Raw genomic sequence first — 21022 nt, 5'->3', positions numbered from 1 at the left:
AATGACCGACATTCCTCCCAAAATTTCCTTTGCGACACGGTTGCGCAACAGCTTCCTTACGGGCGTTCTGATCCTCGCACCCGTCACCATTACCATGTGGCTTGTGTGGAGCTTCCTGCAATGGGCGGATAGCTGGGTGAAGCCCTATATTCCCGCCCGTTACGATCCCGAGCAATATTTCGATGTGGCCATTCCCGGCTTCGGCCTGCTGATCGCTGTCATCGGCATCACCCTCATCGGCTTTCTCGGCAATAACCTGATCGGGAAATGGATTGTCGGCGTCGGTGAATCCATCCTCAACCGCATGCCGTTGGTGCGGCCGATCTATAAAAGCATCAAACAGCTTTTCGAATCCGTCCTGAAGGAGCACTCGAACTCCTTCAAGAAGGTTGGCCTGATCGAGTTCCCGTCGTCAGGCACATGGGCGATGGTGTTTGTGGCTTCCGAGGCAAAGGGCGAACTCGCCCATCGCTTCAACGAGATGGGCCAGCAGATGGTCGCCGTCTTCCTGCCGCCCACACCGGTGCCGACGGCGGGCTTCCTGCTGTTCGTGCCCAAGGACAAGATCGTGATGCTGGACATGACCCCGGAGGATGCGGCGAAGCTGCTGATCTCGGGTGGTCTTGTGGCGCCGGATTTCAAGCCGCCGAAGATGATCGCGCCGGTCTAATCTAGAGAACGCCCGGGATGTCCGTCTGCGAAAAGTCGTTACCGACATAAAGCAAACGGCAACCCTCTGTTTTCGCCAGCTCGTAGGCAAAGCAGTCGCCGAAATTTAGTCCGGCAGGATGAACGCCCTTGCCCCAAATGCGATAAGCTTCCGAAACGCCATGCGCCGATTTGGGGGTGACGGGTTTGATTTCGGCGCCCAGACCTTCGATCAGCATCTCTAGTTCTCGGCTACGGTCGCGCCGCTGCGCCACGATCATGGCCTCCGCAAGCGTCCCCGCTGAAATGAGCAGAGGTTCATCAGTTTCGAGCGCTGAGGCGCAGGCATCCGCTTTGGGTTCATCGAGCAGGATCGTCATCAGAGCCGACGTATCGATAACGATCATTTCGGAAGGCCGTGCTCGTCATAGAGAAAATCCTGACTATGCGCGGCATCCGGGCCATTATCGCCTTTGTTGGCGACAGTCGCGCGCACTTTTGCGAGCGCGGCGCTACGGGATGTTTTATCCGCCACGACGGTGACCGGAACCAGCCGCACGGCTGCGTGGCCATGACGGGTGAGAATGACCTCATCACCGGCTTCGGCGCGGCGCACCAGTTCGGTAAGCTGACTTTTTGCATCAGTCACGGATATCTGCACGGCTAACCTCGGGCGTTAAAGTTAGCGTTATATTAGTCCATTCAATGGACCATATCAATCCTCGTCGTCCAGATCATCCACGTCTGTTCCTGTGGTCGTGGCGTGGAACACCGGCACGAAGAGCCGCATATAGACCAGCCTCACGCTCCAGCCTTCTTCCAGCGCCCGGCTCCATGCCTTTTTGCGGCCGGGCTTCTTGAACGCCTTGCCAATCGCCTTCTTCTCGCTCTTCGCAAATGTCTCGGGCTGGAGGATATTCTGCGGCGAGCAGAGCGCGTAGCCCTTGCGGAAGGCGGGTGGCGGGCGGCGCGGGTCGATCATGTTCATGGGTGTTCTCTTTCAGCCGGCGTGCAGGAAACGAATCGCTTCGTCGCGGCGGTGCAGGTAGAGGAGGGTGCGTAGCGCATCGCCGCGTGGACCTATCAGTTCCGGGTCGCGCTCGATGACGTAGGCTGCGTCCTTGCGGGCAATTTCGAGAAGATCGGCGTGGGCCTCAAGGCTGGCGATGCGGAAGCCAGGCGTGCCTGATTGACGCGTGCCGAGCAATTCACCTTCGCCGCGCAGCTTCAAATCTTCCTCGGCGATCAGGAAGCCGTCCTCGCTGTCGCGCAGGATGGAGAGCCGTGCGCGGCCGTTTTCGCTGAGCGGGCCCTTGTAGAGCAGGATACAAGTGGAGGCCTCGTCGCCGCGTCCGACGCGGCCTCGCAGCTGGTGCAGCTGGGCGAGGCCGAAACGTTCGGCGTGTTCGATGACCATGATGGTGGCATCTGGCACATCGACGCCGACCTCGACCACCGTAGTTGCCACCAGCAGGCGGGTTTCGCCGTTCTTGAAGGCGAGCATGGCGGCGTCCTTCTCCGGGCCGCTCATACGCCCGTGAATGAGGCCGATGTTGGCGCCGAGCATCTGCGAGAGAACCGCGTGGCGCTCTTCTGCCGACATGAGGTCGGACTCCTCCGTCTCCTCCACCAGCGGGCAAATCCAGTAGGCTTTTTTGCCGTCCTTCAGCGCTGCGCGCAGCCGCTCAACAATATCGCCGATGCGTTCGGTGGGGATCGTGACGGTCTGGATGGGTTTGCGGCCCGCCGGTTTTTCGGTGAGCTTGGAGACATCCATGTCCCCGAAGGCGGCCAGTACCAGCGTGCGTGGAATGGGCGTTGCGGTCATGACCAGCATATGTGGCGTGATGCCCTTGGCGGTGAGGCGCAGGCGCTGGTGCACGCCGAAACGATGCTGTTCGTCCACCACGGCGAGCACAAGGTTCTTATAGGTGACGCTGTCCTGGAACAGCGCATGGGTGCCGATGACGATCTGCGCTTCGCCCGAGGCGACGCGATCCTCTATCTCGCGGCGTTCCTTGCCCTTGGTACGTCCGGTCAGCACTTCCACCGTGAGGCCCACGGCCTGCGCGAGTTTGGAAATGGTGGCGTAATGCTGACGGGCAAGGATTTCGGTGGGCGCCATCAGCACCGCCTGTCCGCCGGCTTCCACCGCCGTCGCCATGGCCATCAGCGCCACCAGCGTCTTGCCCGCACCGACATCGCCCTGCAGCAGCCGCAACATGCGGTCTTCGCCAGCCATGTCGGTCAGGATATCCTTGACGGCGGCGCTCTGGGTTGCCGTCAGCGAGAAGGGCAGTTGCGACAGGATCTTTGCGGCGATATCGCCTTTGGCGCGGATTGGCTGGCCCGCCACCTTGCGCAGCCGCTGGCGCACCAGCGCCAGTGAGAGCTGCCCGGCGAGGAATTCGTCATAGGCAAGCCGTCTGCGCGCCGGCGCCTGAGGATCGATATCGGCGCTGTCGCGCGGATCGTGCAATTCGCGGAAGCTTGATGCCACGTCACCGAAGCCCTGCCGGGTCTTGAGCGTCTCATCGATCCATTCCGGGAAAACCGGCAGCTTCGAGAGCCCGCCTTCGATCGCCTTGCGCAACACCTTGGCGGAAAGGCCGGCGGTCATGGGATAAACCGCTTCCACAAGGGGCAGATTTTCCGCCTCGGAAAGCTTCACCATGAAATCCGGATGCACCATGGAGGCGCGGCCGTTGAACCAGTCCACCTTGCCGCTGACGAGAACCTCTTCATCGACGGGCAGGGCCTTTGACAGCCAGTCGCCCTTGGCGCGAAAGAAGGTCAGCGCCAGTTCGCCGGTTTCATCGTGCAGGAAGACGCGATAGGGCGCGTTGCGGTTACCCGGCGGTGGCGGCTGATGGCGGTCGACACGTCCCTGAATGGTGACAATGGCGCCGGGTGCTGCAAGCGCGATGCCGGGACGGTTGCGGCGGTCGATGACGTTGGAGGGCGCATGGAACAATAGGTCGATAACGCGCGTATCGTCCGCATTCTCCCGTCCCAGAAGTTTTGCCAGGAGATCGGCAAGCTTCGGCCCCACGCCGGCAAGCGTGGAGACGGAGGCAAACAGCGGATCGAGAATGGCCGGGCGCATGGGCAGCAAAATCGGGGAAGGGGACGGCTTATGCAAGACTTCGCAGGTCACAAAGCCGGGTTATCACCGGCAGATTTTCGTGGCCGTGGTATTATTTCGATAAAAACCGGTTCCCAAGCGTTCGCCTCCTGTTCTATAGGAGGTCGCGATCAACGTGCTGTTGAATGGTCAACCGAAAGGTGAATGCGATGACTGGACTGGTGCGCACGAGTGCCGACCTCGATCCGAGACGCCGGCGGATACTTTACCGCTGCTGGCACCGCGGCATTCGCGAGATGGACCTCGTTCTCGGGCAATTCGCGGAAGACAATATCGCGCTGCTTTCCGATGACCAGCTCGATGAGCTTGAAGTCATCATGGCGGAAGAGGATAACGACCTCGTCAAGATGGTGACGGGGGCGCTTGCCATTCCTGAAAAGTTCCAGACCCCCCTGTTCATGAAGATCGCATCCTATCGTCCCGATTTCGATCTCGTCACCGCAGACAATGTGAAAGCCTGAAACCATGATAGCCGGATTCGATGCAAAGCTGGTGTCGTCGGCCGATACGCCGCTGAGCATCGGAAACGTGCCCGCAGGCATGGAGGCGCTGCTGCTTGCCGAGATGGCGCGCGCAGGCACCTCGGTTGCCTATGTGATGTCGGATGGCCAGCGCATCGCCGATCTCGAACAAATTCTCGGCTTTGTTGCGCCCGATATTCCGGTCATGACGCTGCCGGCCTGGGACTGCCTTCCCTATGACCGCGTGTCACCAAGCGCCGACACGTCGGCGCGTCGCCTGGCGGCGCTTGCCGGTCTCATCAGCCACGCGAAGAAACCGCATCCGGCCATCGTGCTGGTCACCGTCAACGCCATGCTGCAGAAGATGGCCCCGCGCGACATCATCGAAAGCCTTGGTTTCTCTGCCAGACCCGGCAACCAGATCCGCATGGAGGATATTGCCGCGCGGCTGGAGCGCAACGGTTTCGACCGGGTTGCGACGGTGCGTGAGGTGGGCGAGTTCGCCGTGCGCGGCGGTATTCTCGATGTTTTCGTGCCGGGCACCGAGGAGCCTGTGCGGCTCGATTTCTTCGGCGATACGCTGGAGAGCATCCGTACCTTCGATCCGGCCAGCCAGCGGACCATCGGCCAGGCGCGCTCGCTCGATCTGAACCCCATGAGCGAAGTGACGCTGACGCCCGATACGATCAGCCGGTTTCGTAAGAATTACCTCTCGCTGTTCGGTGCGGCGACGCGTGACGATGCGCTTTATCAGGCCGTTTCCGAGGGCCGCCGTTATGCCGGCATGGAGCACTGGCTGCCGCTGTTTTACGAGAAGCTGGAGACCGCCTTCGATTATCTGAAGGGGTTCCGCATCGTCACCGATCACACGGCACGCGAGGCGGCCAAGGAGCGCTCCAAGCTGGTGCTCGATTATTACGAGGCGCGGCGCGCTTCCGGTGAGACGAAGGGATCGACGCAGGGTGCGCCCTACAAACCCGTGTCTCCCGGCCAGCTTTATCTCAACGGCAAGGATTTCGACACGGCCCTGTTTGCCGTCAATGCGGTGCGTCTGACGCCCTTCAATGAGCAGGATAGCGAGGGAAGACCCGTCGCCACGCTGGACGCGCATGTCGGCCCGCGCTGGGCGCGGCAGCCAACCGAAGGCGAAAGCGAAGAGCGGGTCAATGTCTTTGCCCTGGCTGTGAAACACATAGCCGAGCGCCGCGCCAGGGGCTGGAAGGTGCTGATAACAGGCTGGTCGGAAGGCTCGCTCGACCGGTTGCTGCAGGTGCTGAACGAACACGGGCTTGAGAAGATCAAGCCGGTTACCTCGCTAAAAGAGGTGGAGAAGCTTGGCAAAGGCGAGGCCGCCTCCGCGGTGCTGAGCCTTGAAGCCGGTTTCGAAACCGGGAATCTTGCCGTTATCGGCGAGCAGGACATTCTCGGCGACCGCATGGTGCGGCGCTCCAAGCGCCGCAAGCGCGGTGCGGATTTCATTTCGGAAGTGGCCGGGCTGGACGAGGGCTCGCTCGTCGTTCATGCCGAACACGGCATTGGTCGTTTCGTCGGATTGCAGACCATCGAGGCGGCGGGCGCACCACGCGCCTGTCTCGAGTTGCACTATGCCGATGACGCCAAGCTGTTTCTGCCGGTTGAAAACATCGATCTCCTCTCGCGTTACGGCTCGGACGCGGCGGAGGCAACGCTCGACAAGCTCGGCGGCGGCGCGTGGCAGATGCGCAAGGCCAAGCTCAAGAAGCGCCTGCTCGACATGGCCGATGAGCTTATCCGCATCGCAGCGGCGCGTCTCGTGCGCCATGCGCCGGAGCTTGTCGCGCCCGATGGGCTCTATGATGAGTTTGCTGCCCGTTTCCCCTATGATGAAACTGAGGACCAGCTGAACGCCATCGAGGCGGTGCGGGAGGATCTCGCGGCCGGCCGGCCAATGGACCGTCTCATCTGCGGTGACGTCGGTTTCGGCAAGACCGAAGTGGCGCTGCGCGCCGCCTTCCTTGCCGCCATGAATGGCGTGCAGGTGGCTGTCGTGGTGCCGACCACGCTGCTCGCCCGCCAGCATTTCCGGACTTTCTCGGAGCGTTTCCGCGGGTTGCCCATCCGCGTGCAGCAGGCTTCCCGTCTCGTCGGCTCCAAGGAACTGGCGCTGACCAAGAAGGAAGTTGCTGACGGAAAGACCGATATCGTGGTCGGCACGCATGCGCTGCTCGGTGCGGGCATCAGCTTTGCCAATCTCGGCCTGCTCATCATCGACGAAGAGCAGCATTTCGGCGTCAAGCACAAGGAGCGGCTGAAGGAGCTGAAAAGCGATGTGCATGTGCTGACGCTATCGGCGACGCCCATTCCGCGCACCTTGCAGCTCGCCATGACCGGGGTTCGCGAACTGTCGCTCATCACCACCCCGCCTGTCGACCGCATGGCGGTGCGCACTTTCATCTCGCCGTTTGACCCGCTCGTCATTCGCGAGACGCTGATGCGTGAGCATTATCGTGGCGGCCAGAGTTTCTACGTTTGTCCGCGGCTTGCCGATCTCGCCGATATCCATGCCTTCCTGCAATCGGATGTGCCGGAACTGAAGGTGGCGGTGGCGCATGGGCAGATGGCGGCGGGCGAGCTGGAAGACATCATGAACGCCTTCTACGACGGCAAATATGATGTTCTGCTGTCGACCACCATCGTCGAATCCGGCCTTGACGTTCCAACCGCCAATACGCTGATCGTGCATCGCGCCGATATGTTCGGTCTTGCCCAGCTGTACCAGCTGCGCGGCCGCGTTGGCCGCTCCAAGGTTCGCGCCTTCGCGCTCTTCACCCTGCCGGTCAACAAGGTACTGACCACGACTGCTGAGCGCCGGCTGAAGGTGCTGCAATCGCTCGATACGCTCGGCGCCGGTTTCCAGCTGGCGAGCCACGATCTTGATATTCGTGGTGCGGGCAATCTGCTCGGGGAAGAACAGTCCGGCCATATCAAGGAAGTCGGTTTCGAGCTTTATCAGCAGATGCTGGAAGAGGCTGTCGCCGAAGTGAAGGGTGACGAGCAGGTGCAGGATAGCGGCTGGTCGCCGCAAATCTCGGTCGGCACATCCGTCATGATCCCGGAAGATTACGTTCCCGATCTGCATCTTCGCATGGGCCTTTACCGCCGGCTTGGCGAGCTTGCCGATATCAGCGAGATCGACGGTTTCGGCGCTGAAATGATCGACCGTTTCGGCCCGCTGCCGAAAGAAGTGCAGCATCTTCTCAAGATCGTCTACATCAAGTCGCTCTGCCGCATTGCCAACGTCGAGAAGCTGGATGCCGGGCCGAAGGGCGTTGTCGTTCAGTTCCGCAACAGGGAATTCCCGAACCCGGCGGCGCTTGTCGGTTACATTGGCAAGCAGGGATCGATGGCGAAGATCCGTCCCGATCACAGCCTGTTCCTCAACCGTGATCTGCCGACGCCGGAAAAGCGGCTGACGGGTGCGGCGATGATCATGACGCAGCTGGCGGAGCTGGCTCGGTCGTAGATTTGAGTTTCAGAGGGTGGGCTATTTGGTACCGCAGGTGGGTGGGGTTTACCCCCCTCTGCCCTGCCGGGCATCTCCCCCTCAAGGGGGGAGATCGGCAAGATGCACTGTCACCACTCCATCCTCTAACGTCGAGATAATGCGAGACATCGCCGCAGATCGATCTCCCCCCTTGAGGGGGAGATGCCCGGCAGGGCAGAGGGGGGTAAAGCCACACCCACCTTTGGCCACTCACGAATGCCCCCACGCGGCTCAGCCAAAATTACCGCAATGTAACGAAACGGACATCTACCGGTAGTCTTCGCAGGCGTAATCTCCTCCTCATACCCGGTGCGGCGGATGAGTGGATGCCGCCGGGTGATGAAGGAGCAGGACGATGTGGACCAATATCAACAGGTTTGCCACCGCTGGTCTGGTTGCCTTGACAATTGCGGGCACCACAATTGCCACCACCAGTCAGGCGGAAGCGCGCAATAATTTCGGCCGCGGCCTTGCCGCCGGTATTGCCGGCACGATCATTGGCGGAGCGCTGATTGCGGGTGCAAGACACCCGGGCTATGCCTACGGCCCCGCCTATTACGCGCCTGCTTATGGTCCACCCGTCTACGCTGCGCCCGCTTATGGCCCGCCGGTCGTTTATGAACCCGCCTATCCCCGCTGCCATGTGGCCTGGAGGCAGAACGCCTGGGGCGACATGTATCGGGTCAGGGTTTGCGATTGATTGAACGCCGGACCGGCGGTGCCTGAAGCGCCGCCGGTTTTTTCGCTCTCTGTGGCTAGTGACTGTCTTCCGGCGTAATACCGACAGCCACGTTCTGGTCTGTCGCGGCGATGGAGGCGGGCAATGGCACCTTTCTCTGTTTCTCGCGGAGCAGTGTCAGCAGGCCGGATCCGACGATGAGGGCAATGCCGATCAACATCCAGCCGTCGATACGATCGCCAAAAATCAGATAACCGAACAGGATGGCCCAGAGCATCTGGCTATATTGCGTCGGGCCGATCATGGCGGCGGGCGCATATTGGGCGGCGTACATGACCAGAATGTTGCCAAGCGCGCCGAGCAGGCCGTATCCTGCCAGCAGCAGCCATTGTTCGCCACCCGGCATGACGAAGCTCGGCACCATGGCAACGCCGCTGATGACGAGACAGCCCAGCACGCCCGCACCGTAAAGCGAAACATTCTTTTCCGATGGGCCCATGGCGCGGAAGATCACGATGCTGAGCGCGCCGCTGAAGCCGGCGATGATGGCGCCCAGATGGCCTATGCCCAGTTCACGGAATCCGGGCCGCAGGATGATGAGCACACCCAGAAAACCGATGATGACGGCCGACCAGCGGCGAATGCCCACCTGTTCCTTGAGAAACATCACCGACATGATGGTGACGAAGGACGGAAGCAGGAAGATCAGCGCGAAAGCTTCCGCCATGGAAAGATAGGTAAAGGCAGTCACGCTGCCGACAGCGCCGGTGCCGGCCGAAAAAAAGCGGATGATCCAGAGCGGCCGGTTGGTTGTTTTCACCACATCCAGCCAGCTGTCGTTGCGTTTGCGGATGAAGGGCAGGGCGACGAGGCCGAACAGGGCCCCGAAGAAGGCCGATTCTATGGGAGAAATCTGACCTTCAATGAGTTTAACGCTGGCATCGCTCCAGGCATAGGCAGCGAAGGCTGCAAAGGCGAGCAGAATGCCTTTCAGGGTCTGGTCGGACACGGAAACACCGGCAAAAATCGAGTTGTTGAAAACCGCCGGCGGTTTGACCGTCAGTTCATCGATCTATGCTCGTCCGCCTTGATTTTTGCAATATCCCGCAATGCAGCAATCAGGACATCGGGTGTTTGTGCACCGCTTATGGCGTATTTCTGGTCGATGATGAAAAAGGGCACGCCGGCGACACCCATCTGCTGGGCGGCATCGATTTCAGCGACGACCGTATCCTTGTCCGCGTCCGAAGCCAGCAGCCGCTCGACGACTTTCGCATCCATGCCGGCCTTTGCGGCAACGTCGACCAGCACGGCATGATCGCCGATATTGCGGCCTTCCTCGAAATTGGCCTTGAACAGGCCGGTCACGACGCGTTCCTGGACGTCGCGGCCTTCGGAATGGGCCCAGAGCGACAGGCGATGGGCATCGAGCGTGTTCGGCCCGATCTTGATCGCGTCGAAATCGTAGGTAATGCCGACTTCCCTGCCGAGCTGAACCAACGTGGCATGGGCCTGTTCCAGACGCTCCTTGCCGAGCTTTTCCTCGAGAGCGGCTTTCTGGTCGACTCCTTCCGGCGGATAGTCCGGGTTGAGGCGGTAGGGACGCCAGTTCACGTCGACGCTGATTTCATCCTGCACCTCGGCAATGGCGAGATCGAGCCGGGCCTTGCCGAGATAACACCACGGGCAGACCATGTCCGATACGACGTCAACAACGATGCGTTCCATGGCTGATGTTCCTTATATGATCGACCTGACGGTGGCAGGTTATTGCGCCCGCGCGTCCCACCAGGTCTGTTTCTGATTGCCCTGTATCGGTGTCATATCCGGGCGGTCGATATATTTCCAGCGGGCGACCCATTGGGCGCCGATATAATAGAGCGGAATGATATAATGTCCGGCCACAAGCAGGCGGTCATAAGCGCGCACGGCCGCCTGGAAATCTTCCGTCGAGCGGGCCTGCAACAGCGCCTCTATCATCCGGTCTATATCGGGATTGGCAACACCTGCATAGTTGAAGCTGCCCTGCGCATCACGCGAGAGTGAGTTCCAGCGGTTCAGCTGCTCCATGCCGGGCGAAAGCGACGAGGGCAGGGAGCGGATGATCATGTCGTAATCGAAGCTGTTCGAGCGCGACTGGTATTGCCCGTCATCAACCGAGCGAATGCCCATGGCGACGCCGATCAGGTTCAGCGAACGCTGATAGGCGAGCGCGATACGCTCCTGCGCCGGGTTCTGCGTCATGATCTCGAAGGCGAGCTGGCGGCCATTGGCATCGGACATCCTGCCGTTCTTGATGCTGTAGCCAGCCTCTTTCAGCTTGTCGACGGCCATTTTCAGAACCTTGCGGTCGGCGCCCGTGCCGTCCGTGGTCGGCAGCGCATAGGTGCCGGCCAGAAGCTCCGGCGGCATGGACTTTGCCGCGTCACCGAGCAGCGCCAGCTCGCGCGCGTCGGCGGCGTTGCCATAGGCGCCGAGCGGCGAGTTCTGCCAGTAGCTCTGCGTCCGCTTGAAGGAGCCGCCGAGGATGTTTTTGTTCATCCACTCGAAATCGAAGGCATAGGTAAGGCCTTCGCGTACCTTTTCGTCAGCGAAGACGGCACGGCGGGTGTTGAAGACGAGACCGAACATGCCGGTCGGCAGGCGCGGCTGGAATACGTCCTTGACGATATCGCCGCGATGCACGGCGGGGAAATTATAGGCCTGCCCCCAGTGAGAGGTATCGGAGGTGCCATTGATGGCATCGCCTTCCGGGTAGATGTCGATATCGCCCTTCTTGAAGGCCTCGAACATGGTCGTGACCTGGAGGAAATAGGTGATGCTGATCTCGTCGTAATTATCGAAACCGACTTTGCCGGGAATGTCCTTGCCCCAGTAGTCGGGGTTTCTCTCCCAGATGATTCGTTCACCCGGGCGCAGCGTCTTGATTCGGTAAGGGCCGGAGCCGACAACCGCACCGAGGCCCGCCTGCTCGAATTTTTCCGGATCGGTCGCGTGTTTCGGCAGGATCGGCGTTGAAGAGGCGAGGATGAGAGGCGTTTCGCGATTCGCCTTTTCGTTGAAGGTGAAGCGCACGCTGCGTTCGCCGGTCTTCTCCATCTTGGCTACGCCGTCGAGACGGCTGTTGAATGGCGGGCGGCCCTTTTCCTTCAGGAGATTGAAGGTGAAGATCACGTCATCAGGCGTTATCGGCTCGCCATCCGACCATTTCGCCTTGGGGTTGATGTTGAACTGAACGAAGCTGCGCTCGTCGTCCCACTCCACGGTTTCGGCGAGCAGCCCGTAGAGGCTGAAGGGCTCGTCGCTGGAGCGAGACATCAGCGGCTCGTAAAGAAGATTGCCGAATTCCGGATCCCAAACACCACGGGCGGTGGTGCGCATTCCCTTAAGAACGAAGGGGTTCAGGCTGTCGAAGGTGCCGACCACGCCATAAGAAATGCGGCCGCCTTTCTTCACGTCAGGATTGACATAAGGAAGGTGTGAAAAATCTGCGGGAAGCGCTGGCGTGCCATGCATCGAGATGGCGTGCAGCGGTTGCGCTACCGCACTCCCGCCGGGAAGCAGGGATGATCCCAAAAGAAACAATGCGGGGATGAGGGCCGCAAGGTTGCGCATGTCACTGTCCTGTCTCAACTGTCCGTCCGATGTGCGTCAGGACCGTTTATCGTCATGATTCTGGCAGATATGTAGCACACGGACATTGCATGACCCATGCAAGCGCGGGAAATCTTGGCTCCGCTCAAGAAAAAGTTAAAGAAGTGCTGGATATCGCCGCGAACGGCATGTAACAGGGGGACCGGAAGAGACGGGTCACGCATTTGCCTCATTTAAACGACAGTTGAACGGGCAGAAGGATACCGCCATCGACGAACAGGACCTTGAGCGGTTCTGTTCTGGCAGACATTCAGGAGACGGAACTCTTATGATGCACAAGGCAAACACATTCACCCGGACGGCTCTGTCCGCTCTGGTCCTCTCTCTCGGCGCTGTGTCCGCTCCGGCCATCTCGCAGGCGCAGGATGCTGCTCCGGCTGCTCAGGGCGCTGGCGCTCCGCCGCTCGGCTGGTTCAAGACCTGCTCCAAGCAGGAAGACAACGATGTCTGCGTTGTGCAGAACGTGGTTCTCGCCCAGAACGGCCAGATGATCACGGCCGTTGGCCTCATTACCGTTGAAGGCAAGGTCAACCGCAAGCTGCTGCAGGTTTCCGTTCCGACCGCGCGTCTCATTCCTCCGGGTGTGATGATGCAGATCGATGGCGGTAAGGGTCAGAAGCTCGATTACGCCGTTTGCCTTCCCGACAAGTGCACGGCTGAAGTGCCGCTGACGGACGCCATGATCGCTTCGCTGAAGAAGGGTAGCGAGGTGGTCTTCACCTCCATCAACTTCCGCCGCGCACCGAACCCCATCAAGATCGCGCTTTCCGGTTTCACCGGCGCTTATGACGGCCCGGCAATCACCCAGTCGCAGCTGGCCGAAAGCCAGCGAAGCCTGCAGGAAGGCATGCAGAAGAAGGCGGAAGAAGCTCGCAAGAAGCTCGAAGCTGCTCAGGACGCTGCCAAGGGCGCGCCGAAGCCCTGATTGCCGCGCAAGCTCGAAAAAACAGAAAACCGGTCTGGCGACAGACCGGTTTTTTTATGCGCGTTCGATATCCCCGGGAGGAGGGAGATGCTTGGCGGGCGTCAGTGCGCCGTGGACATTTTCGGGCGCCATTCGCCGTTCGGCGCCTTGTCAAAGATGCGGCCGATATTGGGATTTCGGAGCGGCGTCTCGTTCTCGTCGTGGACGAGGTTCTGTTCGGAAACATAGGCGACATATTCCGTCTCCTCGTTTTCGGCGAGAAGATGATAGAAGGGCTGGTCGCGTTCCGGCCTGATTTCCGCGGGAATGGCGTTCCACCATTCCTCGGTATTGGCATATTCCGGGTCCACGTCGATTACCACACCGCGGAACGGAAACACCTTGTGGCGAACGATCTCGCCAAGCGTGAATTTTGCGTTTCTTTGTTTCATGGCATGTACTTCCTTTCCCAATACTAGTTGGTATCGGAACGCGAAATATCAAGACCTGGCGCTTTGACGCCGCTCTGCCATTCGTGTTCAGCGCCCTTTGCCGATCGGCGCGGTGGCGATGATGACGCCGCCGGTGACCAATACGATGCCGATGGCATGATAGGTCTCGAAGGATTCGCCGAGAAACACCGTCGCCATGAGGATCGAGACCGGTGGCATCATGTACAGCGTAATTCCCGCCGTGGCGGGACCGAAAACGCGCACCGTGTGGGTAAAGCAATAAAAGGCCAGAAGTGAGGCGAACAGGATGATGCCGCCGATCTTCGCCCATGCAACAGGCGTGGCCGGCAGCATGCCGCCCTGTGCCAGTTCCAGTGCTGCCGGCGGCAGAAGGACAAGCGCGCCGGAAAAAGCAATCAGTCCGAAGAGACTGAAGGACGCCATCTGCCGCGCCGCCGGATCGCGCAGCAGCAGGGAATAGATCGCAAAGGCAATGGCTGCGGTCAAAATTGCAAAGTCGCCGATGTTGAAATTCATGTGCCGGAGAGCGGAGATATCGCCCTTGAGCACGATGGCGGCGACGCCGGCGAAGGCGATAATCATGCCCGCCACTTCAAGCTTCCGGATCGGCCGGCCCTGAAAGATGTGCTGGAACAGGATGATGAACAGCGAGGAGGTGGTATAGATCAGCGTGCCGTTGGCGGCCGTGGTCATGGTGAGGCCCCAATAGACCACACCGCCGCAGATGCCCATGCCGAGAATGCCGAGGACGAGCCAGAGTAGCGTCTTGTGCCGCACGAAAGCAAGGCAGTTGCGCCAGTCGGCGATCATGAAGGGCGCGATGATGAGCGTCGAGCCCATCCAGCGGATGAAGGCGGCAATGAAAGGCGAGACCTCACCGACGACGCCGCGGCCGAAAATGACGTTGCTGGCGAAAAAGAAGGGAACGGCCAGAAAGATGAGCCAGTCCGTGAGGCGGGTTTGCTGCGTGGCTGGCGTGTTCGGCATTCTTCACGGTCAGGGTTGAACTTCAAAAGAAAACGGCGGCTTTCCGGGGAAAACCGCCGCGATGAATGGAGCGCCCCGGTGGAGCGCCCGCAGGGCCGATCAGGCCGAGTAGTACATGTCGAATTCGACCGGGTGAGGGGTCATTTCGAAACGCATGACTTCCTGCATCTTCAGTTCGATGAAGCTATCGATCTGGTCGTCGTCAAACACGCCGCCGGCGGTCAGGAACTTGCGGTCCTTGTCGAGGCTTTCCAGCGCTTCACGCAGCGAACCGCAGACGGTCGGGATCTTCTTCAGTTCCTTGGCAGGAAGGTCGTAAAGGTCCTTGTCCATCGGCTTGCCGGGATGGATCTTGTTCTTGATGCCGTCGAGGCCGGCCATCAGCATGGCCGCAAAACCGAGATAGGGGTTCTGGGTCGGGTCCGGGAAGCGGACTTCGACGCGCTTTGCCTTCGGGTTGGAGCCGAAGGGGATACGGCAGGAGGCGGAACGGTTGCGCGCGGAGTAGGCGAGCAGAACCGGCGCTTCATAACCCGGCACCAGACGCTTGTAGGAGTTGGTGGTAGGGTTGGTGAAGGCATTGATCGCCTTGGCGTGCTTGATGATGCCGCCGATGTAATAGAGGCAGGTCTCGGAAAGGCCTGCATATTCATCGCCTGCGAAGGTCGGCTTGCCGCCCTTCCAGATCGACTGGTGAACGTGCATGCCCGAGCCGTTGTCGCCGAAGATCGGCTTCGGCATGAAGGTTGCCGTTTTGCCATAGGCATTGGCGACCTGGTGCACAACGTACTTGTAGATCTGCATCTTGTCGGCGCTGGAGACCAGCGTGTCGAACTTCACGCCCAGCTCGTGCTGTGCGGCAGCCACTTCGTGGTGATGCTTTTCAACGACGACGCCCATTTCGGCGAGAACCGTCAGCATTTCGGAGCGCATGTCCTGCAGGCTGTCGATCGGCGGAACCGGGAAATAACCGCCCTTGACGCGCGGACGGTGGCCGAGGTTGCCGGTCTCGTAGTCGGTGTCGTCATTGGACGGCAGTTCGGACGAATCGAGCTTGAAGCCGGTGTTGTAGGGGTCTGCCTTGTATTTCACGTCGTCGAAGACGAAGAATTCAGGCTCGGGACCGACGAAAACCGTGTCGCCGATACCTGATGCCTTGAGGTAGGCTTCGGCCTTCTTGGCGGTGCCGCGCGGGTCGCGGTTATAGGCTTCGCCCGAGACCGGGTCGAGAATATCGCAAAGGACGACCAGGGTGGACTGGGCGAAGAACGGGTCGACATGGGCGGTGGCCGGATCTGGCATCAGCACCATGTCGGACTCGTTGATGGCCTTCCAGCCGGCGATCGAGGAGCCGTCGAACATGACGCCGTCGGCGAACATGTCTTCGTCGACGCATACCACGTCCATGGTGACGTGCTGCAGCTTGCCCTTGGGGTCGGTAAAGCGCAGGTCCACGAACTTGATGTCGTTATCCTTGATCTGCTTCAAGATATCGTTTGCGGTCGTCATTTAAACTTTTCCTTGAGTGTGATGATGACGAGGTGAAAACCCAAGCCTCCCCGGCTCGGGACTTTTTTAATTATATGGCGTCCACGCCTGTTTCACCGGTACGGATGCGGATGACTTCCTCGACATTGGAAACGAAAATCTTTCCGTCGCCGATGCGTCCGGTCTGCGCCGCATTGCGGATCGCCTCGATGACGGCTTCCGCATTCTCATCCGCCAATACGACTTCGACTTTCACTTTCGGCAAAAAGTCCACGACGTACTCTGCACCGCGGTAGAGTTCCGTGTGGCCTTTCTGACGACCAAAGCCTTTTGCTTCCGTGACCGTGATTCCCTGAAGTCCGACTTCCTGAAGGGCTTCCTTCACTTCGTCGAGCTTGAAAGGCTTAATGATCGCTTCGATCTTTTTCATGAGAAAATATCTCTCCGCTTCTCCCGTTAAAGCAGGTAACTCCCGCTCTGCCACAAGAATGCACGTATTGTGCCAGATCGGAAGCGGGCTTGAAGAAAAAACTTCGCCCCGCGGCCTTTCCCGCACAAAATGCATTCGCTTTTCGCGGTTCTACCGGCAATTCGTCACTAGAATCCGAAAAATCCATCAGCATTTCTGCGGTTTTCTTTAATATTAGAAATTTTTAAAATTCGATTATGCTGTGGTCGCGGGTTGAGCTATTGCACATATTATATGCATTTGAGTATTTTTTGGTCTCCGAATTTTGCTTATTTTTGTATCGATTGCCTTTCCTGCGTTTTGAAGGAATGATGTGGCATGACCTCCATTTCCGAGTTCCTCCTTCTCGACCCGGCTGTGATGGCGCGCATCGATGCGGCAGCCGGCCAATCCGGCATCCCGCTTTACGATTTGATGGAGCGTGCGGGGCAGGCGGTGGCTGCTTCGGCGCTTCGGCATTACCCGCAGGCGCTGCGCTTCGTCGTCCTGTGCGGCAGCGGGAATAACGGAGGTGACGGTTATGTTGCGGCGCGGGCGCTGGCGCAAAGCGGCGCTAAAGTCGTTGTCCATCACCTCGGCGATATCGGCCTTCTCAAGGGGATGCACGCGTGGCCTTGGAGCGGAGCGGCGTGACGCCGCTGCCGCTTGATGCCTATACACCTCTTTCCGGCGACGTGGTGATCGACGCCGTGTTCGGAGCCGGGCTGTCCCGCGATGTTCCGCCGGAGTTAGTCCGGCTGATCGAGGCGGTCATGCAGGCGAAGGTGCCGGTTCTTGCCGTGGATCTGCCCTCGGGGCTTTGCGGCCGGCGTGGCGTGGCGCTTGGCGCATCGTTCAGGGCGGAGCGCACGATCACCTTCATGGCGCGCAAGCCGGGTCATCTGCTGATGCCGGGGCGGGAGCTTTGCGGAGCGCTGGAGGTTTTCGATATCGGCATACCGTTGCGTATCCTCGATGCTCATAGGGGATCGGTGGCGGAAAATAATCCGTTTGTCTGGCGGGATGCCTTGCCGCGCGCCGGTATGGAGACCCATAAATTCCGCAGGGGGCACCTGACGGTCTTCTCGGGCCCCGCCCATACGACGGGTGCTAGCCGCATGACCGCGCTTTCAGCGCTGAAGGCGGGGGCGGGGATCGTTACTGTCGCAGCGCCGAAAGCGGCGCTCGACGTGCTGTCTGTCACATTGACGGCCGTGATGAACGTTCCGATGGACAATGCCGACGATCTGCGCGTGTGGCTTGACGATGAGCGTCACGGCGCCTTCGTTCTCGGCCCGGGCTTCGGCGATCTCGAAAAGGCGCGGCACTTCGTGTCGCTGCTTGGCGACAAGTCGGTGGTGCTGGATGCCGATGCGATCACGGCCTTCAGGGATGATACGGATGTCCTGTTCGAGCGTATCACGTCCGGTGCGGGGAAATTCGTGCTGACACCGCATGAGGGCGAGTTCGCCCGGCTGTTTGCCGATCTGGCGGCCGATGGGACGCTGAGCAAGATCGAGAAGGCGCAGGTCGCTGCGGCGCGCAGCGGCGCGGTTCTGGTCTATAAGGGTGCGGACACGGTGATCGCTTCGCCCGATGGCCGGGCGCTGGTCAATACGAACGCCCCGGCGAGCCTTGCGACGGCAGGATCGGGTGACGTTCTGGCCGGTATCATCGGCGCGCTATTGGCGCAGGGCACACCTGCCTTCGAAGCGGCTGCAGCCGGGGTCTGGCTGCATGGCGAGGCGGGCGACAGAGCGGGCGCCGGCATGACGGCGGAGGACCTCGCCCATGCGGTTCGGCCGTTTGGGTGAATTGGTCTGATTTGCTGGCTGCTCCCTGAACCTGCGATCTTACCACAGTTCCATCATCCGCGCTTCGTCACCCCGGACTGGATACGGGGGCCAGCGCGATCAGGTCCTTGATCGCGAAATACTCTTCTCACGGCGCAGACACGCCGTGAATGGATGCCGGATCTAGTCCGGCATGACGGAGGACAGGTTTTTGCTCTGAGACAAGTTCTGTCGCGCTCGGGACCTTCAACTCCGCCTTCAATGGGCGGCCTTGCCTGCCTGGCTCGCCATTGCCATGCGCGAAGCACTGATCAGCAGCTTGCGCTCGGCGCGCTCCTGCTGCGGGGTGCGATTGTAGATTTCGCGATAACACTTCGAGAAATGCGACGCTGACACGAACCCGCAGGCGACGGCGACTTCCACCACCGGCATGGCCGATTGCACCAGCAGGTGACGGGCGCGGTCAAGGCGGATTTCAAGGTAATAGCGGGCGGGCGAGCGGCCCATTTCCTGGCGGAAGAGGCGTTCCACCTGCCGGCGCGACAGATCGGCGGCGTCGGCGATATCGAGCAGCGACAGCGGCTCGGCAAGATTGCCTTCCATCAATTCGATGATCGACAGAACCTTGCTGTTCTGCACGCCAAGGCGGGCGCGCAGCGGCAGGCGCTGACGGTCGTTGGGGCTGCGCACGCGGTCGGTCAATTGCTGTTCGCAGACGCGGTTGACGAGGTTCTCGCCGAAATCCTGGCCGATCAGGCTCAGCATCATGTCGAGCGAGGCCGTGCCGCCGGCGCAGGTATAGATGTTGCTGTCGACTTCGAAGAGATCTGCGTAGACTTCCACCTGCGGGAAGGCTTCGGAAAAGCCGGGCAGGTTTTCCCAGTGGATCGCGCAACGTTTGCCGTTGAGGAGGCCAGCCTGCGCAAGGATATGGGCGGCGGTACAGAGGCTGCCGATGGCGATACCGCGATTATAGGCTTCGCGCAGCCAGGCGTTGACCGATTTGTTGATGTGTTGATCCACATCGATGCCCGAACAGATGATTGCCATTTCCGGGCGGTTTTCGCCGCTGACATAACGCCGCTCATCTGCAAGACAGGTATCGGCCTCAAGACAGATGCCGCTCGATGACATGACCTTCTGGCCATCGAGCGAGGCGATGCGCCATTCATAGGCCTGGTAGCCCAACATTCGGTTGGCGATGCGAAGCGTTTCAACCGCTGCGGCGAAGGGCAGCATGGTAAATTGCGGAATGAGAAAAAAGACGATTGAGCGCTTCTTCTGGGAGTTTCTGCTCATTTGCCCGTGCTCCGTTGCGAATACGCAATTCCTCCCTTGGAATTGGTCTTCTGGATGTCCTGTATGCGACATCTTTAACGAAAAATACGCCGTGGAATCGGGGCTGTCAAAAAATAGCTTTTGAAATATGCAAATTTTGCGACAAGCCTTTTTAAAGGGCGTCGCGTCGCATGTAAAACAGGCAGGCCAATTTACGCCCGGGGGCCGCCATTTACCCGCAGAGGGCGATGGCTCGCGGGCGTAAGAAAGGCTGGGAGCCATCGGCCGGCGGTCATTTGCGAATGACGCTTCTGCCGTAGTTGTCGGTTGTGGGCCATCCGATATCCTTCAATGTTTCAGGCGGGAGCGCTTCCAGCGCGCGGAGCATCCTCGCACGGCGCCATGACGCATAATGGGAGGCGATATTGCCTGACAGGCGCTGCAGCCAACCGGCGGATGACGGGCGATGCGGGGAGCGGTTCGCCGCGGGCAGGTAGTGTATCATGGTCATGTCTTCATCCTTTCCTGAACCACGATTGATGTGAGGATGGTGCGCCGTTGTTGACATTCAATCAAACGAAATGATATCCATCTATAAATCAAAATATTTGAAGGTGCGTGCCATGACCGTGACTTTCCGCCAACCGCTGCCGTTGCTGGATAACGACATATTGAGGACCTTCGTCGCCATTGCGGAAACGGGAAACTTCTCGACCGCCGCCGAAGTCGTGTTCAGAACACCATCGGCCGTTTCGATGCAGATCAAGAAGCTAGAAGAGCAGCTGAAAACGACGCTGTTCCTGCGCGATGCGCGTTCGGTGACATTGACGGCGCATGGGGAGACGCTTCTGACTTATGCGCGCCGCATGATTGCCTTGTCCAACGAGGCCGTGTCGCGTTTCGTGATGCCCGAATTGTCCGGTGTAGTGCGTCTCGGCGCACCGGAGGATATTGGCGAGCGCGGGCTGCTGCCGGGCATTCTCAAGCGTTTCGCCGAGGCTTTCCCCGGCATCATGATCGACGTCACAATCGATGCCAGCTCCAATCTCTATAAGCGGATGGACGAGCAGCGTCTTGATCTCGCCCTCGTCAACTGTGCTTCACATCCGCTGAGGGATACCGGCGAGGTGCTGATGCGCGAACGGCTCGTCTGGGCGGGTGCGAAATGCGGCACGGCCTATCTGCGCGATCCGCTGCCGATCTCGATATGGGAAGAGGGCTGCATCTGGCGTTCGGAGGCGATTCATTCGCTGGAAAAACGTGGGCGCAATTTCCGCGTGGCCTATCTCAGCGGCCACACGATGGCACAGCGTGCGGCGATTGCCGCAGATCTCGCCATCGCGCCGCTGCCACGATCCTATGTGCTGAACGACATGGTCATTCTGGGTGAGAAGGAAGGCCTGCCGGAACTCGGCTATTTCGATATCCGGCTGATTATGGGCGACAAGGCGTCGCGGCCGGTGCTCGCGGTGGCGGAAAGCATTCGCAATGCATTCGTCGAGGTCGCGAAGGCGGCATGAGGCGAAGGAACGCGTCACGGC

General features: G+C 60.0%; 19 protein-coding genes and 1 pseudogene. 7 read left to right on the top strand and 13 right to left on the bottom strand.

Annotation, left to right across the window (positions count from 1 at the left end; genetic code table 11):
• Position 1: 1 nt before the first annotated feature.
• Positions 2-670, top strand: coding sequence for a DUF502 domain-containing protein (locus BTN45_RS07650; protein WP_004442327.1), 669 nt, complete (start codon positions 2-4; stop codon positions 668-670).
• Position 671: 1 nt separating this feature from the next.
• Here BTN45_RS07650 and BTN45_RS07645 read toward each other — a convergent pair whose 3' ends face one another.
• The 4 genes from BTN45_RS07645 to recG are packed head-to-tail and all read right to left on the bottom strand — an operon-like array spanning position 672 to position 3754.
• Complete coding sequence (locus BTN45_RS07645) at positions 672-1055, bottom strand: type II toxin-antitoxin system VapC family toxin (RefSeq protein WP_035210753.1); 384 nt, start codon at positions 1053-1055, stop codon at positions 672-674.
• Positions 1052-1309, bottom strand: a complete 258-nt coding sequence (locus BTN45_RS07640) for a type II toxin-antitoxin system prevent-host-death family antitoxin (RefSeq protein ID WP_004442323.1) — start codon at positions 1307-1309, stop codon at positions 1052-1054. The genes BTN45_RS07645 and BTN45_RS07640 overlap by 4 nt, the downstream gene beginning before the upstream one ends.
• A gap of 54 nt (positions 1310-1363) precedes the next feature.
• The gene (locus tag BTN45_RS07635; protein ID WP_004442322.1) at positions 1364-1636 is read right to left on the bottom strand and encodes a hypothetical protein; all 273 of its coding nucleotides are present in this window, start codon (positions 1634-1636) and stop codon (positions 1364-1366) included.
• Between the two features lie 12 nt (positions 1637-1648).
• Positions 1649-3754: an ATP-dependent DNA helicase RecG gene (gene recG, locus BTN45_RS07630; RefSeq protein ID WP_173614693.1), complete on the bottom strand. Its 2106-nt coding sequence runs from the start codon at positions 3752-3754 to the stop codon at positions 1649-1651.
• A gap of 188 nt (positions 3755-3942) precedes the next feature.
• Here recG and BTN45_RS07625 point away from each other — a divergent pair, with 188 nt between their 5' ends.
• The 3 genes from BTN45_RS07625 (at position 3943) to BTN45_RS07615 (ending at position 8477) form a co-directional block, all read left to right on the top strand.
• On the top strand, positions 3943-4254 hold the full coding sequence (locus tag BTN45_RS07625) for a succinate dehydrogenase assembly factor 2 (protein ID WP_037092537.1): 312 nt from the start codon (positions 3943-3945) through the stop codon (positions 4252-4254).
• A 4-nt stretch (positions 4255-4258) separates the two neighbouring features.
• Positions 4259-7756: a transcription-repair coupling factor gene (gene mfd, locus BTN45_RS07620; protein ID WP_207587079.1), complete on the top strand. Its 3498-nt coding sequence runs from the start codon at positions 4259-4261 to the stop codon at positions 7754-7756.
• Between the two features lie 376 nt (positions 7757-8132).
• Positions 8133-8477 (top strand): hypothetical protein, encoded by a 345-nt coding sequence (locus BTN45_RS07615; RefSeq protein WP_112554528.1) that lies wholly within the window; start codon positions 8133-8135, stop codon positions 8475-8477.
• A 55-nt stretch (positions 8478-8532) separates the two neighbouring features.
• On the opposite strand, the gene BTN45_RS07610 is transcribed toward BTN45_RS07615, so the two are convergent.
• From BTN45_RS07610 to BTN45_RS07600, 3 genes are read right to left on the bottom strand one after another with little or no spacing between them, the layout of a single operon-like run.
• Positions 8533-9465 (bottom strand): DMT family transporter, encoded by a 933-nt coding sequence (locus BTN45_RS07610; protein WP_207587071.1) that lies wholly within the window; start codon positions 9463-9465, stop codon positions 8533-8535.
• 50 nt (positions 9466-9515) lie between these two features.
• Positions 9516-10184 carry a DsbA family protein gene (locus BTN45_RS07605; protein ID WP_113380544.1) on the bottom strand — a complete coding sequence of 223 codons (669 nt, stop codon included), beginning with the start codon at positions 10182-10184 and terminating at the stop codon, positions 9516-9518.
• Positions 10185-10223: 39 nt separating this feature from the next.
• On the bottom strand, positions 10224-12071 hold the full coding sequence (locus BTN45_RS07600) for an extracellular solute-binding protein (RefSeq protein WP_207587069.1): 1848 nt from the start codon (positions 12069-12071) through the stop codon (positions 10224-10226).
• Positions 12072-12378: 307 nt separating this feature from the next.
• On the opposite strand from BTN45_RS07600, the gene BTN45_RS07595 reads away from it, so the two are divergent.
• Positions 12379-13035, top strand: a complete 657-nt coding sequence (locus BTN45_RS07595; RefSeq protein WP_004442311.1) for an invasion associated locus B family protein — start codon at positions 12379-12381, stop codon at positions 13033-13035.
• A 101-nt stretch (positions 13036-13136) separates the two neighbouring features.
• Here BTN45_RS07595 and hspQ read toward each other — a convergent pair whose 3' ends face one another.
• The 4 genes from hspQ to BTN45_RS07575 all read right to left on the bottom strand — a co-directional run bounded on the left by hspQ (position 13137) and on the right by BTN45_RS07575 (position 16392).
• Positions 13137-13466 carry a heat shock protein HspQ gene (hspQ, locus tag BTN45_RS07590; RefSeq protein ID WP_004442310.1) on the bottom strand — a complete coding sequence of 110 codons (330 nt, stop codon included), beginning with the start codon at positions 13464-13466 and terminating at the stop codon, positions 13137-13139.
• Between the two features lie 87 nt (positions 13467-13553).
• Positions 13554-14474, bottom strand: a complete 921-nt coding sequence (locus tag BTN45_RS07585) for a DMT family transporter (RefSeq protein ID WP_207587067.1) — start codon at positions 14472-14474, stop codon at positions 13554-13556.
• Between the two features lie 99 nt (positions 14475-14573).
• Positions 14574-15983 (bottom strand): type I glutamate--ammonia ligase, encoded by a 1410-nt coding sequence (gene glnA, locus BTN45_RS07580; protein ID WP_004442307.1) that lies wholly within the window; start codon positions 15981-15983, stop codon positions 14574-14576.
• Between the two features lie 70 nt (positions 15984-16053).
• Entirely contained in the window at positions 16054-16392 is a 339-nt protein-coding gene (locus BTN45_RS07575) for a P-II family nitrogen regulator (RefSeq protein WP_003515720.1), read from the bottom strand.
• Between the two features lie 357 nt (positions 16393-16749).
• Between BTN45_RS07575 and BTN45_RS26640 the strand changes: the two are divergent.
• Positions 16750-18224: pseudogene (locus BTN45_RS26640) on the top strand (NAD(P)H-hydrate dehydratase).
• Between the two features lie 237 nt (positions 18225-18461).
• Here BTN45_RS26640 and BTN45_RS07565 read toward each other — a convergent pair.
• Positions 18462-19502 carry a GlxA family transcriptional regulator gene (locus tag BTN45_RS07565; protein ID WP_004442297.1) on the bottom strand — a complete coding sequence of 347 codons (1041 nt, stop codon included), beginning with the start codon at positions 19500-19502 and terminating at the stop codon, positions 18462-18464.
• Between the two features lie 271 nt (positions 19503-19773).
• Positions 19774-19992: a DUF1127 domain-containing protein gene (locus BTN45_RS07560; RefSeq protein ID WP_004442294.1), complete on the bottom strand. Its 219-nt coding sequence runs from the start codon at positions 19990-19992 to the stop codon at positions 19774-19776.
• Positions 19993-20062: 70 nt separating this feature from the next.
• On the opposite strand from BTN45_RS07560, the gene BTN45_RS07555 reads away from it, so the two are divergent.
• Positions 20063-21001: a LysR family transcriptional regulator gene (locus BTN45_RS07555; RefSeq protein WP_169692031.1), complete on the top strand. Its 939-nt coding sequence runs from the start codon at positions 20063-20065 to the stop codon at positions 20999-21001.
• Positions 21002-21022: the final 21 nt, after the last annotated feature.

The organism is Rhizobium sp. ZX09 (assembly GCF_017357485.1).
In the GTDB taxonomy this organism is placed as follows: domain Bacteria; phylum Pseudomonadota; class Alphaproteobacteria; order Rhizobiales; family Rhizobiaceae; genus Agrobacterium; species Agrobacterium pusense.
This window is presented reverse-complemented; position numbering and strand designations above follow the sequence as displayed.

Coding starts and splice junctions, on each gene's coding strand:
- BTN45_RS07650 (WP_004442327.1), top strand. CDS start 2: ATGACCGACATTCCTCCCAAAATTTCCTTTGCGACACGGTTGCGCAAC.
- BTN45_RS07645 (WP_035210753.1), bottom strand. CDS start 1,055: ATGATCGTTATCGATACGTCGGCTCTGATGACGATCCTGCTCGATGAA.
- BTN45_RS07635 (WP_004442322.1), bottom strand. CDS start 1,636: ATGAACATGATCGACCCGCGCCGCCCGCCACCCGCCTTCCGCAAGGGC.
- recG (WP_173614693.1), bottom strand. CDS start 3,754: ATGCGCCCGGCCATTCTCGATCCGCTGTTTGCCTCCGTCTCCACGCTT.
- BTN45_RS07625 (WP_037092537.1), top strand. CDS start 3,943: ATGACTGGACTGGTGCGCACGAGTGCCGACCTCGATCCGAGACGCCGG.
- mfd (WP_207587079.1), top strand. CDS start 4,259: ATGATAGCCGGATTCGATGCAAAGCTGGTGTCGTCGGCCGATACGCCG.
- BTN45_RS07615 (WP_112554528.1), top strand. CDS start 8,133: ATGTGGACCAATATCAACAGGTTTGCCACCGCTGGTCTGGTTGCCTTG.
- BTN45_RS07605 (WP_113380544.1), bottom strand. CDS start 10,184: ATGGAACGCATCGTTGTTGACGTCGTATCGGACATGGTCTGCCCGTGG.
- BTN45_RS07600 (WP_207587069.1), bottom strand. CDS start 12,071: ATGCGCAACCTTGCGGCCCTCATCCCCGCATTGTTTCTTTTGGGATCA.
- BTN45_RS07595 (WP_004442311.1), top strand. CDS start 12,379: ATGATGCACAAGGCAAACACATTCACCCGGACGGCTCTGTCCGCTCTG.
- hspQ (WP_004442310.1), bottom strand. CDS start 13,466: ATGAAACAAAGAAACGCAAAATTCACGCTTGGCGAGATCGTTCGCCAC.
- BTN45_RS07585 (WP_207587067.1), bottom strand. CDS start 14,474: ATGCCGAACACGCCAGCCACGCAGCAAACCCGCCTCACGGACTGGCTC.
- glnA (WP_004442307.1), bottom strand. CDS start 15,983: ATGACGACCGCAAACGATATCTTGAAGCAGATCAAGGATAACGACATC.
- BTN45_RS07575 (WP_003515720.1), bottom strand. CDS start 16,392: ATGAAAAAGATCGAAGCGATCATTAAGCCTTTCAAGCTCGACGAAGTG.
- BTN45_RS07565 (WP_004442297.1), bottom strand. CDS start 19,502: ATGAGCAGAAACTCCCAGAAGAAGCGCTCAATCGTCTTTTTTCTCATT.
- BTN45_RS07560 (WP_004442294.1), bottom strand. CDS start 19,992: ATGACCATGATACACTACCTGCCCGCGGCGAACCGCTCCCCGCATCGC.
- BTN45_RS07555 (WP_169692031.1), top strand. CDS start 20,063: ATGATATCCATCTATAAATCAAAATATTTGAAGGTGCGTGCCATGACC.